Annotated in this window: 14 protein-coding genes and 1 pseudogene; 9 read left to right on the forward strand and 6 right to left on the reverse strand. The window is 41.9% G+C overall.

Annotated elements, in window-relative coordinates:
- Positions 1–443: 443 nt before the first annotated feature.
- The 4 genes from rplM to HMPREF9707_RS05950 all read left to right on the forward strand — a co-directional run bounded on the left by rplM (position 444) and on the right by HMPREF9707_RS05950 (position 3309).
- A complete protein-coding gene (rplM, locus tag HMPREF9707_RS05940) occupies positions 444–887 on the forward strand; it encodes a 50S ribosomal protein L13 (RefSeq protein ID WP_006701795.1) in 444 nt (147 codons plus the stop codon).
- Positions 888–900: 13 nt separating this feature from the next.
- Positions 901–1293 carry a 30S ribosomal protein S9 gene (gene rpsI / locus HMPREF9707_RS05945; protein ID WP_006701796.1) on the forward strand — a complete coding sequence of 131 codons (393 nt, stop codon included), beginning with the start codon at positions 901–903 and terminating at the stop codon, positions 1291–1293.
- A gap of 289 nt (positions 1294–1582) precedes the next feature.
- Positions 1583–1747 carry a glycine zipper family protein gene (locus HMPREF9707_RS08765; protein ID WP_006701797.1) on the forward strand — a complete coding sequence of 55 codons (165 nt, stop codon included), beginning with the start codon at positions 1583–1585 and terminating at the stop codon, positions 1745–1747.
- 191 nt (positions 1748–1938) lie between these two features.
- The gene (locus tag HMPREF9707_RS05950) at positions 1939–3309 is read left to right on the forward strand and encodes an ISL3 family transposase (protein ID WP_006701371.1); all 1371 of its coding nucleotides are present in this window, start codon (positions 1939–1941) and stop codon (positions 3307–3309) included.
- Between the two features lie 131 nt (positions 3310–3440).
- Here HMPREF9707_RS05950 and HMPREF9707_RS05955 read toward each other — a convergent pair whose 3' ends face one another.
- Both HMPREF9707_RS05955 and HMPREF9707_RS05960 read right to left on the reverse strand, forming a co-directional pair.
- A complete protein-coding gene (locus HMPREF9707_RS05955) occupies positions 3441–4610 on the reverse strand; it encodes a M20 metallopeptidase family protein (protein ID WP_006701798.1) in 1170 nt (389 codons plus the stop codon).
- A 31-nt stretch (positions 4611–4641) separates the two neighbouring features.
- Positions 4642–5592 (reverse strand): 2-keto-3-deoxygluconate permease, encoded by a 951-nt coding sequence (locus HMPREF9707_RS05960; protein ID WP_006701799.1) that lies wholly within the window; start codon positions 5590–5592, stop codon positions 4642–4644.
- A 201-nt stretch (positions 5593–5793) separates the two neighbouring features.
- Between HMPREF9707_RS05960 and HMPREF9707_RS05965 the strand changes: the two genes are divergently transcribed.
- The gene (locus HMPREF9707_RS05965) at positions 5794–6759 is read left to right on the forward strand and encodes a ring-cleaving dioxygenase (protein WP_006701800.1); all 966 of its coding nucleotides are present in this window, start codon (positions 5794–5796) and stop codon (positions 6757–6759) included.
- Between the two features lie 69 nt (positions 6760–6828).
- On the opposite strand, the gene HMPREF9707_RS05970 is transcribed toward HMPREF9707_RS05965, so the two are convergent.
- Together HMPREF9707_RS05970 and HMPREF9707_RS05975 are read right to left on the reverse strand one after the other, a co-directional pair.
- Entirely contained in the window at positions 6829–7788 is a 960-nt protein-coding gene (locus HMPREF9707_RS05970; protein ID WP_006701801.1) for a glutathione S-transferase family protein, read from the reverse strand.
- 90 nt (positions 7789–7878) lie between these two features.
- Positions 7879–9978 (reverse strand): annotated as a pseudogene (locus tag HMPREF9707_RS05975) (heavy metal translocating P-type ATPase).
- A 234-nt stretch (positions 9979–10212) separates the two neighbouring features.
- Here HMPREF9707_RS05975 and HMPREF9707_RS05980 point away from each other — a divergent pair.
- Together HMPREF9707_RS05980 and HMPREF9707_RS05985 are read left to right on the forward strand one after the other, a co-directional pair.
- Positions 10213–11424 (forward strand): coenzyme F420-0:L-glutamate ligase, encoded by a 1212-nt coding sequence (locus HMPREF9707_RS05980; RefSeq protein WP_006701804.1) that lies wholly within the window; start codon positions 10213–10215, stop codon positions 11422–11424.
- 163 nt (positions 11425–11587) lie between these two features.
- Positions 11588–12766 carry an acetyl-CoA C-acetyltransferase gene (locus tag HMPREF9707_RS05985; protein ID WP_006701805.1) on the forward strand — a complete coding sequence of 393 codons (1179 nt, stop codon included), beginning with the start codon at positions 11588–11590 and terminating at the stop codon, positions 12764–12766.
- Between the two features lie 54 nt (positions 12767–12820).
- Here HMPREF9707_RS05985 and HMPREF9707_RS05990 read toward each other — a convergent pair whose 3' ends face one another.
- Positions 12821–13465, reverse strand: coding sequence for a CpXC domain-containing protein (locus HMPREF9707_RS05990; RefSeq protein WP_006701806.1), 645 nt, complete (start codon positions 13463–13465; stop codon positions 12821–12823).
- A 144-nt stretch (positions 13466–13609) separates the two neighbouring features.
- Here HMPREF9707_RS05990 and rpiA point away from each other — a divergent pair, with 144 nt between their 5' ends.
- Positions 13610–14299: a ribose-5-phosphate isomerase RpiA gene (rpiA, locus tag HMPREF9707_RS05995; RefSeq protein WP_040443390.1), complete on the forward strand. Its 690-nt coding sequence runs from the start codon at positions 13610–13612 to the stop codon at positions 14297–14299.
- 13 nt (positions 14300–14312) lie between these two features.
- Positions 14313–15611, forward strand: a complete 1299-nt coding sequence (locus tag HMPREF9707_RS06000; protein ID WP_006701808.1) for a pyrimidine-nucleoside phosphorylase — start codon at positions 14313–14315, stop codon at positions 15609–15611.
- On the opposite strand, the gene HMPREF9707_RS09090 is transcribed toward HMPREF9707_RS06000, so the two are convergent.
- Positions 15588–15801 (reverse strand): hypothetical protein (locus HMPREF9707_RS09090; RefSeq protein ID WP_006701809.1); only part of this gene is annotated, 214 nt, incomplete at its 5' end. The genes HMPREF9707_RS06000 and HMPREF9707_RS09090 overlap by 24 nt on opposite strands.

Genomic DNA, 15801 nt, shown 5'->3' on the forward strand with positions numbered 1-15801 from the left:
AGAAAGAGAACGAAGAGTCAATAAATTAGATGGCCGTGTGGGGCGAAAATACGCCCGCCAGTATGAATGGAGTGGTAAAGTAGCGATCTTACACTATTCTAATAACACACGGAGTCGACAGGTTTTTGAGACCATCGCTGGTTATTGAAATCCAATAGAGTGAATCCCGTCTTCATAACGAAAGCGAGCGGCGACGAACTGAATGCGGATGGAGGCACGGTGCCAAAGGCGCCGGTTAAAATATGGAATCCATGAAACTAGGTTCAGGGAAATATAAAAGTATGGTAGAGGAAAACCAACAATAATTTGACACTATCATAATGAAAAGCAGTCTTGACGTGAGTCGATAATCATAGTACAATGATTAACGGTATTGTTTACCCCACAATGAGCCCCGGAAACTCATAGTAATGTAAACAACTAATAAATTGGAGGAAATCATCGTGCGTCAAACATATATGGCTAAGAAAAACGAAGTAGAACGCAAGTGGGTAGTTCTTGATGCAACAGATGTTCCATTAGGACGTCTTTCAACTGTTGCTGCCTCAATCTTACGTGGCAAAACAAAACCTACTTACACTCCACATGTGGATACAGGTGACTTCGTAATTATTATTAATGCAGAAAACGTTAAGTTAACTGGTAAGAAAGAAACAGACAAGATGTATCACCGTCACTCTGGTTATGTAGGTGGATTAAAATCTATCTCAGCCGGTGAATTACGTGAAAAAAATCCTGAACGTTTAGTGGAATTATCTATTAAAGGAATGCTTCCTGATAACCGTTTAGGTCGTCAACAGTTCAAAAAACTTCATGTCTATCGTGGTTCAGAGCACAAACATGCAGCTCAACAACCAGAAGTATTAGACATTCAAGAATTAATTTAAGGAGGGAATCAGCATGGCTCAAGCACAATATATTGGAACTGGTCGCCGTAAAAATGCGACAGCTCGCGTTCGTCTAGTGCCAGGAACAGGTGTAATCACAATTAACAAACGTTCATTAGAAGATTACGTACCATTCCCTCACTTACACGAAGTGATGAAGCAACCATTCGCCGTAACTGAAACATTAGGTAGTTATGATGTTTTCGTTAACGTGGTAGGTGGTGGTGTTTCTGGTCAAGCAGGCGCAATCCGTCACGGTATTGCACGTGCATTATTAACCGTGGACCCAGACTTCCGTCCAGCACTTAAATCAGCAGGACTTCTTACACGTGACCCACGTATGGTTGAGCGTAAGAAACCAGGTCTTAAGAAAGCTCGTAAGAGTTCACAATTCTCAAAACGTTAATATTTGTTATTGCAAATACGAAATTACAGCACTCCCATCATCGGGAGTGCTTTTTTGTTGAATAGATGGGAGCAATTCACCATAGTTGTTCGAACACGGTGTGTTACGGTTAAGATGTGCGTACAGGGCAACAAATGAAGACTCAAAACGTTAGATTGCAGCGGTTGCGAACTTGTTCGCTTACAGATGGAGTCCTCATTGGTTCGGGTTGTTTATTTTATTCATTTCGCTAAAATAGTGGTTAGAAGTATTTTTATAATTAAATTTAGAATTGATAAAGGAGAATAAAATGTCTAATAAATTACCAGATAAAATTGGAACATGGATAGGTATAGGGTTAGTGTTAGGAACAGCTATTGGTGCAGCAACAAATAATATAGGTCTCGGTGTAGGGATGGGGCTCGTAATAGGAGCTGCAATTGGAGCTGCAATGGACAACAATAAAAAGGAATAATACGCTAAAAAATTCAATCCTTGTTAGTATAAAAAATAAAAAACCGAGCCGTTTCACGCAGAATTTAGGTTCTATAATAAATGATGTTGGTGAGTGAAAACTCATTGGCATCATTTTTTATTTTATATTGAAAAAGAGCCATAGAATTCCTAAAATGTAAGTGCTAATCAAACATTAGAAAGGAAGTTCCTATGACTCAGAACCATTGTATCGCAAAATTGTTAAAAATTGAAGACCCACATATCAAATTAGAAGACCAAGTGGAAACCGTTCGCCATAAGAATCGTAATGAAATCCATTTAATTGGCACTTTAACCTACCGGCCTACAGCTTGTCAGCACTGTGGTGCTACCAATCATTCAAGTGCAGATATCATCAACCACGGATTTGTAAAGTCCAAGCTTCTTCTAGGTCAACTAGACTTTCAAGCGATTCGTTTAGTTTTGAAGAAGCAACGATTCTATTGTAAGCATTGTCAGCATACCTTTACTGCTCAGACAGATCTGGTGGATGCACATTCCTTTATTAGTAAGCGAATCAAGCACATGATCCTTTTTGAACTGGCTCAAACACAGTCCATGTCCTTGATTGCTCAACACTTCAACGTATCCGTGACCACGGTGATTCGTATACTTGAAGAGAGTTTAGAAGCAGAGAAGAGCTACCGTCCACATCTACCTCAACATCTAGCTATTGATGAATTTAAATCTGTTAAATCAGCTGTTGGAGCCATGTCCTGCGTGCTTGTTAATAATCATAAGCATACTCTTTTTGATGTCTTAGAAGATCGCACGCAAAAGACCCTCGAAGCTTATTTTATGCGCTATTCTCTACAAGAGCGTCGAAAAGTGAAGACGATTACTATTGATATGTACAGTCCTTACTATAAATTCTTCCAAGAGCTCTTTCCTGATGCCAAAATGATTATTGATCGCTTCCATGTCATCCAACTACTGAATCGGACCTTAAATCAAATACGAGTGAAGGTGATGAATCACCTCAAGACAAAACGCCCACGTGATTATCGAAAGCTCAAGCAAGAGTGGAAGTTAATCCTCAAAAATAGCGAAACGTTAGACTTTACCAACTATTACGCTCATCGTCTTTATGAGGGAGTTATGACTGAGAAAATGCGAGTGGACTATTTGATTCAGTTAGATCCTCGCTTGAGGCAAGCTTATGACTGGGTCAATCGAATGAAGTTTGCCGTCAATCACCATCATGACTCGGAAATTGAATACTTGTTAGAAGAAAGCCGAAAATATACCTTCTCTCGTCCACTTCGTAAGAGCTTTAATACCATTAAGCGCTATCTCGAAGGAATCAAGAAAGCTTGTCATTACACCTTATCTAATGGCTATATTGAAGGAGTTAACAATAAAATCAAGCTCGTTAAACGAACCGGTTACGGTTACCGTCGCTTTGACCATCTCAAGGCTCGCATTATCCTGACTCAAAAACTAACATCCGAAGGCAAACTAATCCTACGCCCCTTAACATTTAAAGAAGAAAAGCAACAAGAAAAAGAAAAGGAAGAAGCTAATATACATTCTGCTGCTTAGTTAGCTGCTTAGTTAATAGATAGCACAATAAAAACCCAGAGAAAAATTCTCTGGGCAGGAAATTCTCCACCAACATCATTTGACAGAGAACCAGAATTTAGCGCGAAGTGGCTCGGTTTTAAATAATTCGATTAGTTATTATTCAACCAGTTGATGGCGCTCGTTGCAAAGATACCAACACCGTCGGTCATCGCGTCTTCGTTGAATTGAATACGAGGATCATGGTGGTTGCGGTCATTGCCTTCTACTTTCGTATGAAGCATAAAGAAGGTAGCTGGAACACGTTCCGCTACAAAGGCAAAGTCTTCGCTTGCCATAATTTGTATATCCGGAACGATCGTCAGTTGATCATTGGCTTGACGGATATATTCAACGAGTTCATGCGTTAGTTCAGGGTTAGACATCAGGCTAGGAACACCTGCAACGTACTCTAAGTTGATTTGCGTACGCGTTGCTTTCGCAATCGATTCAAGAATGACATCAATTCGTTCTTTAATTGTTTGACGAATTTCCGGGTTGTATGTTCGGAACGTTCCTTGCAGTACGGTGGTCTCTGGAATAATATTCGCATTTGTACCGCCTGCTAATTGACCGAAAGTCAAGGTTGCAATATCTTGTGCAGGTACTTCACGCGCAATTAAGTCATTGAACGCTTGGTAAATCTTAACGGCAGCATCTAAAGAATCAATGGCTAAGTGTGGGTACGCACCGTGACCACCGCGTCCGGTTACGGTAATTTTAAAGTTATCAGATGATGTTGTGACATATCCTTCATTATAAGAGAAACCATGTGGGACATCATCTTGTGAAGTATGCAAGCCCATTGCCACATCTACTTTTGGATCTTCTAAAATACCATTTTCAATCATCATGTACGAACCTTTGAAGATTTCTTCGGCAGGTTGGAACATAAATTTAACCGAACCTTTGAAGTCAGCGCGATGTGCCAGAAGGAGTTCCACAGTACCTAGTGCAATCGCAGTATGCACATCGTGACCGCACGCATGGGCTTTATCGCCGGTAGCTGAGAATGGTAAGCCCGATTCTTCCTTCATCGGTAGCGCGTCCATATCGGCACGAATTAAGAGACACTTCCCTGGGCCTTTTTCACCTTCAATTAAGACACTCAATCCTGATTCGCCATATTCTTTGACGGTTAAGCCGAGAGCTTCTAGTTTGCCTTTTACAAACGCTTTAGTCTCAGGTAATTCCAGTCCCACTTCTGGAATTTGGTGAAGATGGCGTCGGTTTTCGATCATTTTATCTTTAAGCTGAAGTGCTTCTTGGAAATAATTTGTCATTTCGATTGGACCTCTTTCTATATATTTTCTTTTAGTCTAACGGTTGATTTTTAGCAATTTGATGACGTTGTGCAAATTTAGCAGCAACGAACGGTGTTAAGATACTTGTAATAATAACTCCCATCGCAATCTGCGCCGTTGCTGTAGGTGCATAGGCAGCTACTTCTGGGAATAATTCCGCTAAGATTAACGGGAATGGTACGGAAGCTCCGGCAATCGACGTAATTCCAAAGGTGGAGATGCCATCTTCTTTAAGGACATAGCGTTCGAACAAATAAATAATTGGGAACATTGCTAAGTAATATAATACAGTCAATAGAATACCGCTGATGCCCGACTGAACGGCTGCAATTAGGTTAATACTTGAACCGAAGATCCATCCCATAATTGGAGTTAACGGAACGACCATTGGCGAAAATAGTTTCGCCATATCACGGTCTAAGTTACCAATTAGAATCCCTAAAATCGTTGGGATTAAAGCAGATAATAAGCTAATCCAGTCAAAGTTTGAAGCAGAGGCAATACTAAAGACTAACATTGGGAATGCAGGTGTAAGTAGAATTCCAGTTAAAGCGAAAGCCCCACGATCTTCTTCCGTCCCATAATCACTAATTAAAGCTAAGTAAATCGAAGGGTTTAATGACGTAATCGCCACGGCAAAAGCAAGGGATGAAATGCCTAAGACACCGACAGGCCCAAATAGATTACTAAATAAGAAACTTAAGCCAAAGCAAAGTGCGATTTTGAGTAAGAGCATACTTCCTTGTTTTCGTAGAACATGTTTTAACGTTGATAAGTCCAATAAGGTTGATGAACAAAAACAAATTAATGCCACAATAAAGTTAGTCCCCTTAGGCGTTAAGAAGGCTTCTGTCATTCCTCCGATACGAAATAATTCTGGTGCAAAGGTCGCAACTAATGCACTAATAAACATTGGGACGAGTAATAATCCACCAGGGATTTTCTTCATAAATTTTAACACTTTTAATTCTCCTTTCAGATATTTTAATAATGCTAATTATAGCAGAATGAAAATGGAACACAATAAATATTTAAATCAATATTTATTAGTTTAGTCTCATAGACATCCTCCTTAAAAGCAATTTCTTTGGCCAATGCGTTGACTTCCTATACACTTATTGTAAGCTAAAAATAGAATAAATAGAAATGAGTTGACTTATCGATGGAACCATTATTAGGAATACACCATGTTACTGCCATAACAAGTGATGCTGAGATGATTTACGACTTCTTTACACGGGTTCTAGGAATGCGTCTTGTGAAGAAGACGGTCAATCAAGATGATATACATACTTATCATTTATTCTTCGCGGATGATTGTGGGAACCCAGGGACAGACATGACTTTTTTTGATTTTCCGGGAATTCCACAAGGAACCCATGGAACCAATGAGCTACATCGCACTTCTTTCCGGGTCCCTTCGGATGAAGCGCTCGAATATTATCAAAAGCGTTTTGAAGAGTTTGATGTTGAGCACGATACGATTAATGAGTGGTTTGGCCGCAAAATTTTGAATTTTGAAGATGCTGACGGTCAATTATACATGTTAATTTCTGACCAAAATAATAAGGGAGTAGCTCCCGGTACACCTTGGAAGCGTGGCCCAGTTCCTGAGGAATATGCGATTTATGGCTTAGGACCTGTAATTATTAAAGTCGCTCCTTTTGATCAGTTTATGCAAGTCTTCAAAGGGGTCTATCTCTTCGAAGAGGTAATGACTGAAGGCGATGCGCATTGGTTAGAGACGGGAGAAGGTGGAAACGGTGGGGCAGTTATTGTAATAAAAGATACCGAAAGCCCACAAGGTACTCAAGGATATGGTACGATTCATCATATTGCCTTTCGTGTGAAAGATCACGAACACCTCGCTGAATGGCAAGATCGTCTGAATCATTTGGGAGTAACTTCATCAGGCCTTGTTGATCGTTTCTTCTTTGAATCATTGTATACAATTATTATGCAACCTTTATTATTTGAATTAGCGACAGACGGGCCAGGATTTTTAGGTGATGAAGACTATGAGTCACTGGGCGAATCTTTATCGCTGCCTCCATTTTTAGAGCCGAATCGCGAAGAAATTGAAGCGACCGTACGTCAAATTGATACTATTCCGGACTATAAGAAGTAGGTTAAACCGATGATACTCCAATAAAAAAGTTAGAGCTAACCTTTCAAGCGAAAGATTAGCTCTATTTTTTTATGATAAGGAATAATCCAGTTCTGGCCCGACAGGGACAATGCCATTCGGATTGATGGTTGGGTGACTGCCGTAGTAATGGTGCTGGATATGATCCATATTGACTGTCTCGGCAATCCCTTCTAAATTATAAATCATCCGTGTGAAGTACCAAAGATTTGGATAATCGACTAACGGTCGAATATTACACTTGAAATGTCCGAAATAGACGGGATCAAAACGAATTAAGGTCGTCCATAAACGAATATCTGCTTCTGTTAATTGATCGCCAACTAAATAAGTACGATCTTCGAGGTGCAATTCTAACTTATCCAGTGTCTCAAAGAGACGAGTGACTTCTTCTTCATAGACAGATTGTTCCGTTGCAAAGCCTGCTTTATAAACCCCGTTATTGACATTGTCATACACTAACTCATTCATTTTATCAATTTCTTCTAACCATTCTTCAGGTGAGTAATTACCGGGTTTGGCGCCAATTTCGTCAAAAGCTGAATTTAACATGCGTATAATTTCTGAGGATTCGTTATTCACAATCGTCTCGGTTTGCTTATCCCATAATACAGGAACCGTAACACGACCTGAATAATTTGAATCTGCGGCTAAGTAGACTTCGTATAGATACTTTGCGTGATGAATCGGGTCACCAATCACACCTGGATAGTCCTCGAATGTCCAACCTTTTTCTAACATATAGGGGTTGACGAAAGAAACAGAGATGAAGTCCTCGAGCCCTTTCAATTTGCGCATAATTAGCGTGCGATGTGCCCAGGGACAGGCGTAACTTAAATATAAATGATAGCGACCTTTTTCGGCTTTAAACCCCGCTTCACCCGTAGGCCCGGCGCTACCGTCGGCAGTCACCCAATGACGGAATTGCGAATCCGTTCGGATAAAGCGGCCACCGGTACTTTTCGTATCATACCATTCATCATGCCACACACCATCAACTAAGAGTCCCACAAAATCATCCTTTCATGCTTATTGCTTAAATCTTATCACAATCGTTACGAATTCGCTGTTAATAAGGGTATGTCCTGAGGGTGATAGGACTTATCGGATCATTCGGCGAGCATTAAATACGGCGATCAATGCGACACCTACATCTGCAAAGACGGCGAGCCACATACTGGTGAGGCCAAGGGCTCCTAAGATTAAAAATAATAGTTTAACACCGAGTGCAAATAGGATATTTTGATAAGCAATCCGCTTTGTTTTTTGTGAGATTTGAATTGCTTGGGCTAATTTACTAGGTTCATCCGTCATTAAGACGATATCGGCTGCTTCAATGGCAGCATCGGATCCGAGTGCCCCCATCACAACCCCTAGATCTGCTCGTGCGAGGACGGGCGCGTCGTTAATGCCATCACCGACAAAAGCTACCTTATGATCCATCGGTAAATCTTTTGCGATTTGCTCCATAAGATGAACTTTATCCTCAGGCAGAAGTTGGGCATAGTATCGATCTAACCCGAGTGTTTCGGCTGTGGACTGGGCTGTTTGTTCATTATCGCCAGTTAACATGATGCATTGGTCAATCCCAAGTGTACGAAGTTGGTCAATAGCGGTGATGCTATCGGGTTTTAGTGCGTCATCAATGACAATAACACCCAGTGACTGACCTTGGTATGCCACATAGACTTTCGTACCAGAATCATTGCAAGGATTGAATGAGACACCCGCCTCTTCGAGTAACGTAGCATTACCGACCAACAGCGAATGTCCTTGATACTGTACTCGTAGACCCTTTCCAGCAACCTCTTCGATTTAATCTAATGAGACTGAGGTGACCTCTTGGTGGTATGCTTGGCGAATAGATTCAGCAATAGGATGGTTAGAGTGCTGCTCTGCAATGGCCGCTAATTCGAGCAACTGCTCTTCCGAAATCCCTTCCGCAGGTATGAGATGGCGAACTTGGAATTGTCCTGCCGTTAAAGTTCCTGTCTTATCAAAGACGACGGTCTTAACTTGGCTCAATGCTTCTAAGTAGTTGCCACCTTTGACTAGAACTCCTTGTTTTGAGGCGGCACCAATTCCACCATAAAATGTTAACGGAATCGAGATAACTAAAGCACATGGACAAGAGATAACTAAGAAAGTACAAGCGCGTCTTAACCATTCGCTCCAGTCTTGTTGTAAGAAGAGTGGAGGTATCACAGCTAAGAATAAAGCGACAAAGACGACGATAGGGGTATAGTATTTTGAGAATTTTGTCATTAAACGCTCAGTAGGTGCTTTACGATTGGCTGCATGTTCGACGAGATCAATAATCTTTCGGACGGTCGAATCTTGATAAAGTTCGGTGACACGAATACGCAGAAGACCCGTTTGGTTGATGCAACCTGAAAGTGCGGTGTCCCCCGGTGTTAATCGTGTTAGACGTGATTCACCCGTCAGTGCGCTCGTATCGACTTGCGATTCACCTTCAATCACCTCACCATCTAAGGGGATCTTCTCACCAGGACGTACTTGGAGTATTTCACCGATTTGAACATTTTCAGGCGAAATCTCGATGGTGCCTGATGATCTTTCAACGCGTGCGATGGTAGGTTGAATGTCCATTAGCGCTGTAATCGATGCACGAGATTGATCGACGGCTGCATCTTGAAAGTATTCTCCAACCTTATAAAAAACCATGACTGCGACGGCTTCAATATACTCTCCAATAGCAAAGGCACCCAGCGTTGCCACCGCCATTAAGAAGTGTTCATCAAACCAAACACCGCGCATTATATTTTTTAACGCAGCAGTAATCACATCTAACCCTGCGATAAGGTAAGCCATCAATAGTAAAATAAAAGTCAGGCGAGAGAAACCGGGCGCTTTGTATAGTAAAAATACGCCGATAACGAGTAATAAAGATGCACTAATAATTTGAATGAGTTTATTTTTTTGTTGGGGTTCGAGTGACTCTAGCGAATCTTGAGACTGTGGCTCGATATAAACGGTAACATCCGGTTCGTAACTCAATACAATCTGTTGGATCTCTTTGAGTTGGCCTTGAGTCGGTGTCTCGCTTGTTTGAAGGGTTATTTCTTGTGTAGCAATATTTACGCTTGCTGTTTGAATCCAAGCCAATTGATTGATGGCTTGTTCAATTTTTCCAGCACAATTTGGACAGTTCAATCCAGCGGTTTTAATTGTTCGGTGCATAAGCAACCTCCTTATCATTTTGGCTCTTTGGTCTATCACTTCTATCTTAGACGCTAATAGTGAATATATCAATAAATTGAATTTAATCGGTCATATTAATTCAATTTTCCTTAAAATTAGTTTGGATTATGCAACAAAGTCTTAAGTAATCGTATGTTTTAAGGTATAATAAATAGCGTATTGACAGCTAAAGTTAATGCGAATGGTAATCTAAATCATGAGAAGAGGGATAGTATGAATGAGCGATTAGTAGGAACGGTTGTATACGGTGTTCGAGCCCCAATTATTAATCAAGGGGATGATATTGCAAAAATCTCAGCAGATTGTATCTTGAAATGTCATGAGGCAGGGGTCTTTGAAGTTAGAGACCGGGATGTCTTTACCTTAACAGAGTCCGTTGTAGCGCGTGCGCAAGGTAACTATATTTCAGTAGATGACATTCGCCGCGATGCCCAACATAAATTTAACCAAGGCGAAAAGATTGAGCACCTCGGTGTGGTATTTCCAATCTTAAGTCGTAACCGATTCTCAATGATTTTGAAAGGCTTAGCACAAGCCTCTAAGAAAGTCACCGTTCAATTATCATATCCAAGTGATGAAGTCGGTAATCATATTATTACACCGGAAGAATTAGCCGAGAAAGGGGTTAATCCTTATACCGATGTTTTTACGTATGACGAATGGATTGAGTTATTCGGCCATAATGAGCATCAATTTACTGGAATTAACTATTTGGACTATTACTCTGAGATTGTGACTGGGGAAGGGGCCGAAGTTGAGATTATTTTAGCTAATCAAGTGAGCGAAATTGTCAATCATACGGACCACATTTTACTTTCGGATATTCACAGTCGTTCACTCAATGAGAAAGCTTTACAGCGACTTGACCAACCTGGCTTGAAAGTTCTAACGCTTGCAGACATTTTAAATGAACCAAGTCAAGAACATGGCTATAACGAAACCTATGGATTACTTGGATCCAATAAAGCATCGGAAACTACGTTGAAATTATTCCCGCGGGATAACCAACAAGTGGTGGATGCGATTCAAGCGTATGTAAAAGAAGCGCTCGGCAAAACGATTGAAGTAATGGTCTATGGGGATGGTGCGTTCAAAGATCCCGTTGGAAAAATTTGGGAATTAGCCGACCCGGTTGTTTCCCCAGCTTTTACTGAAGGTTTAGCTGGACGTCCGAATGAATTGAAATTAAAATATTTGGTAGATAATGAATACGCTGATTTAAGCGAGGCAGACCAACGTCTTGCCGTACAACAAGCGATTCAAAATAAACAAGCTATTCAAGATTCCATGGTTTCAGAAGGAACAACCCCACGTCAAATTCCAGATTTAATCGGCTCACTGAGTGATTTAGTCAGTGGTTCCGGAGACAAAGGAACACCATTTGTCTATATTCAAGGTTACTTCGATAACTTTACGTCAAATTAATCATGAAGTCAGTCTACCAGCCTTATTCGGGGCTGGTTTTTTGTGCGATGAAGGATGAAAACAGTGGTAAAAGCTTTCGTTAATCACCAAACTTCGATATAATTGTAAAAAACAATTTTCTCAACCAAAAATTTAAAACACAATATGATTATAGGAGGCGACAATGGAGATTGTAATCTGTAGTGCAAAACGAACCGCCATCGGATCCTTTGGCGGCAGCTTAAAAGATATTTCTGCAGTCGAATTAGGAACTGCTGTAGTACGTGACCTACTTAAAGAGAGTGGTATCAGTGCCGAACAAGTGGATGAAGTCATCTTTGGAAATGTGTTAGGTGCTGGGTTAGGGCAAAATGTCGCACGTCAAATTGCGATGCATAGTGGCATTCCAGAAGATAAGACGGCTTTTACGGTCGATATGGTGTGCGGATCGGGTCTGCGTGCGATTCAACTGGCAGCCCAAAGTATTTTAACTGGACAAAATCAAGTTGTGGTTGCAGGGGGGACAGAGAGTATGAGCCAGGCCCCATACTTAGCTAAAAAGCAGCGTTGGGGTAGCAAGCTCGGTCATGCCTCGCTCGAGGATTCGATTTTAACGGATGGACTGACCGATGTCTTCAGCAACCAACATATGGGGTTAACGGCTGAAAATATTGCGGAACGCTATCAGATCACACGTCAAGCACAAGATGCTTATGCGGCAGAAAGTCAACGTCGCGCGCTGGCTGCTTTAGAATCGGATCGTTTTGCGTCAGAAATTACGCCCGTACTCATTCCACAAAGAAGAGGCGAACCCGTAGTATTTGATCAAGACGAATATCCGCGCGAGACTTCTGAGGAAAAATTAGCGGCATTGCGTCCAGCATTTAAACCCGAAGGAACGGTAACAGCAGGTAATGCATCTGGGATTAATGATGGCGCGGCAGCGGTCATTTTAACATCGCGCGAATTAGCGGAATCGCACGATTGGCCAATCTTATGTAGTATAGTCTCACAAGCGAATGCTGGAGTCTCGCCAGATATTATGGGAACCGGCCCGATTCCAGCTTCACAAAAAGTATTGCAATTGGCTAACTTGACCCTTGAAGAGATTGACTTGGTCGAAGCGAATGAAGCCTTTGCGGCGCAAGCTCTTTGCGTCGTACAAGAATTAGGGCTCGATCCGATGAAGACGAATGTCAACGGAGGAGCGATTGCTTTGGGGCATCCAATCGGAGCCAGTGGGGCTCGCATCTTAGTATCTTTAATCTATGAGTTGAGACGCCGACAAGCGCAGTACGGTCTGGCGACACTCTGCATAGGAGGCGGACAAGGGACTGCATTAATCATTCGCAATCACCCATAAATTACAGCAAAAAGGCTGAGACGTAAAAGTCCCAGCCTTATTTTTATGGATGATTTATGATTGGCTTAAGGCGTGCGCGGCCCACTCTGCGTTTACGAGGTGGAAGTGCCCTTGGCCTGGTTTAGGATTAATTTTGTCGAACTTCTCTCGTGAGAACTTCAGTAAGTTTTCATTGAAGTCAACTAAGATTTGATCTTTATCGGTAATATACATAATCTTCGGCTCACCTTCATGCATAAAGAAATAGCGAGCAACCACTTTATCATTTGGACGGTCCTTCGCAAAGAGTCCATCGGTTAATAATTTGACGATTTCAACCACACGGTCATCATAGCCGTGGTCAAAAATTTGTGATTTTTCAATCAGTTCTGGGTAAAGTCCAACGAGGCGTAACGTATAATCGGTCGTATCTTCTTGGACTTCTTGCATCGCTTGATCAATCATCTCTTCGACTTCATCATAGCGGCGCTTTAAGCTTGGAATATTATAAATAATGTATTTTCCTTTTGGATCATGGTAGAACATTTCAGATTGGATTTGGCGTTTAGCACCACAATTTTCACAAGTGAATTGTTGTAATTCACCTTGTAGTAAGGCGCGTTTTAATTCAGGTTGAGTAGCGGTATTGATACGTGTTTCCACTTCGCGAACGCCTTTTAAGCCACATGCAGGGCAAGTGATCATTACTTTCTGTTTCATAGAAACCTCCTAAGTCATATCAGTACTCTAAGTATAACATAAAATTAAGTAGATTTCTGTTCGCAATGAGAACGTTATCCTAACCGTTAAAAATTATGATATAATACCAGTATCATTATAATGAAGGAGTGCATCAGTGTGAGTATGGGTAAACGTGCAGCAGGATTTCAAGCGGCAGAGTATGTTCGAGACGGGATGATTGTTGGATTCGGAACCGGATCGACAGCCGATTATTTTACTGAAAAAGTAGGGATTTTGCTTCAAGAGAAGAAGTTAAAAGATATTGTAGGAGTACCTACGTCGAAACGGACGGAAGCATTGATGCGCGAGTGGAATATTCCGGTCGTATCGCTTGATGAAGTCGAGCGAATTGATTTCTTAGTAGATGGAGCGGATGAGACGACCGACCAATTCGAAGGAATTAAAGGTGGCGGGGGTGCACTCTTATACGAGAAGATTGTAGCCCAATACAGTAATGAAATTATTTGGATTGTGACCCCTGATAAGTTAGTGCCACAATTAGGGGCGTTCCCATTACCAGTTGAAGTAATTCCATTTGGTAGTTGGAAGCTATTTTATGAATTTGAGCGCCGTGGTTATCGTCCTGCCTTCCGCAAAGCAGGAGAGGACCAATTATTCCGTACGGATGCGGGTAACTATATCATTGACTTACATCTTGAAAAGATTGACAATCCAGAACAACTTGCTTTGGAATTGAGTACCTTAGTGGGTGTCGTTGAACACGGATTATTCTTAAACTATCCTGACGGCATCATTGTCGGAAATATTGATGGTACTACGCGTGAAATTTTGCGTGAGGAGAAATTTTTATAGGAGAAATAAACGCATGAGAATTGTAGATATTATTGAACGAAAACAAAATGGCGAAGAGCTCACTGATCGTGAGATTCGCTTCGTCGTAGAAGGCTTTACCTCTGGTGAGATTCCTGATTATCAAATGAGCGCCTGGATGATGGCGGTCTACTTTAAAGGGATGACCGAACGAGAAGCAGCGCACTTAACTTTAGCGATGGTCGAAAGTGGCGACCGCATTGATTTGTCAGCGATTGAAGGTGTCAAAGTAGACAAACACTCTACCGGGGGTGTCGGTGATACGACGACCATCGTGCTAGCGCCACTCGTAGCTTCAGCTGGCGTTCCGGTAGCGAAAATGAGTGGTCGTGGTTTAGGCCATACCGGTGGAACGCTGGATAAATTTGAAGCGATTGAAGGCTTCCAAATCGAACAAACACCGGAGCGATTTATCGAATTGGTTAACCAAAATAAAGTGGCGGTCGTGGGTCAGACGGGGAATTTAGTTCCAGCAGATAAGAAGATGTATGCTTTACGTGATGTCACTTCAACCGTTCAATCCATTCCATTAATTGCCAGCTCAATTATGAGTAAGAAGATTGCTTCAGGGGCCGATGCGATCGTACTTGACGTCAAAGTTGGTGACGGAGCCTTTATGAAGACGGTCGAACAGGCGGAAGCATTAGCACATGCCATGGTGAAGATTGGGCAAGAAGTCGGTGTAACAACACTAGCTGTCTTATCCGATATGAACCATCCCCTCGGTCATGCGGTAGGGAACGCGTTAGAAGTTAAGGAAGCAATTGATACCTTACGTGGTGAAGGTCCAAGTGATCTGACCGAATTATCACTTGTGCTTGGTGCGCAAATGTTATTAGCAGCAGGGCGCGTGGATGATTTCGAAGCAGGTAAAGCATTGCTACAAGAAAAAATTGACAGTGGCGAAGCGCTCGATAAGTTGCGCACCTTTATCGAGAGCCAAGGTGGCGACGCATCGGTCGTTGATCACCCAGAGCGACTACCTCAAGCCAAATATCAAATCGAAGTCACTGCGCCAACTTCAGGTTATCTGAGCCGTTGGAAAGCTCACGATGTCGGCGTCGCATGCAGCTTGTTAGGTGCGGGTCGCATTGAGTATACCGATTCAATCGATTACTCCGTTGGTGTGATGATCCACAAAAAAGTTGGCGACCCGGTAGCGGAAGGTGAAGCAGTTGCCACGATCTATGCCAATCGCGAGGATGTCTCCGAAGTGATTGAACAACTCCAAGCTTCCTTTGAGATTAGCGACTCAGCAGAGCCACTCACCTTAATCAAAGAAGTGATTCACTAAAACTTGATCAAACGACCGTATTCCAAGTGTCGGAATACGGTTTTTTGTTGGGGATGGAAGGCGACTTGACTGAGAAATAGTAGAACCGTCTGCTTGATCTACTAAACTTGTCTTTGAATTAGTAGAACCGTCCGCTTGATCTACTAAAGTTGTCTTTGAATTAGTAGAACCGTCTGCTTGATCTACTAAA

The organism is Falseniella ignava CCUG 37419 (genome assembly GCF_000301055.1).
GTDB classification, from domain to species: Bacteria; Bacillota; Bacilli; order Lactobacillales; family Aerococcaceae; genus Falseniella; species Falseniella ignava.

Coding starts and splice junctions, on each gene's coding strand:
- rpsI (WP_006701796.1), top strand. CDS start 901: ATGGCTCAAGCACAATATATTGGAACTGGTCGCCGTAAAAATGCGACA.
- HMPREF9707_RS08765 (WP_006701797.1), top strand. CDS start 1,583: ATGTCTAATAAATTACCAGATAAAATTGGAACATGGATAGGTATAGGG.
- HMPREF9707_RS05950 (WP_006701371.1), top strand. CDS start 1,939: ATGACTCAGAACCATTGTATCGCAAAATTGTTAAAAATTGAAGACCCA.
- HMPREF9707_RS05955 (WP_006701798.1), bottom strand. CDS start 4,610: ATGACAAATTATTTCCAAGAAGCACTTCAGCTTAAAGATAAAATGATC.
- HMPREF9707_RS05965 (WP_006701800.1), top strand. CDS start 5,794: ATGGAACCATTATTAGGAATACACCATGTTACTGCCATAACAAGTGAT.
- HMPREF9707_RS05980 (WP_006701804.1), top strand. CDS start 10,213: ATGAATGAGCGATTAGTAGGAACGGTTGTATACGGTGTTCGAGCCCCA.
- HMPREF9707_RS05985 (WP_006701805.1), top strand. CDS start 11,588: ATGGAGATTGTAATCTGTAGTGCAAAACGAACCGCCATCGGATCCTTT.
- HMPREF9707_RS05990 (WP_006701806.1), bottom strand. CDS start 13,465: ATGAAACAGAAAGTAATGATCACTTGCCCTGCATGTGGCTTAAAAGGC.
- rpiA (WP_040443390.1), top strand. CDS start 13,610: ATGGGTAAACGTGCAGCAGGATTTCAAGCGGCAGAGTATGTTCGAGAC.
- HMPREF9707_RS06000 (WP_006701808.1), top strand. CDS start 14,313: ATGAGAATTGTAGATATTATTGAACGAAAACAAAATGGCGAAGAGCTC.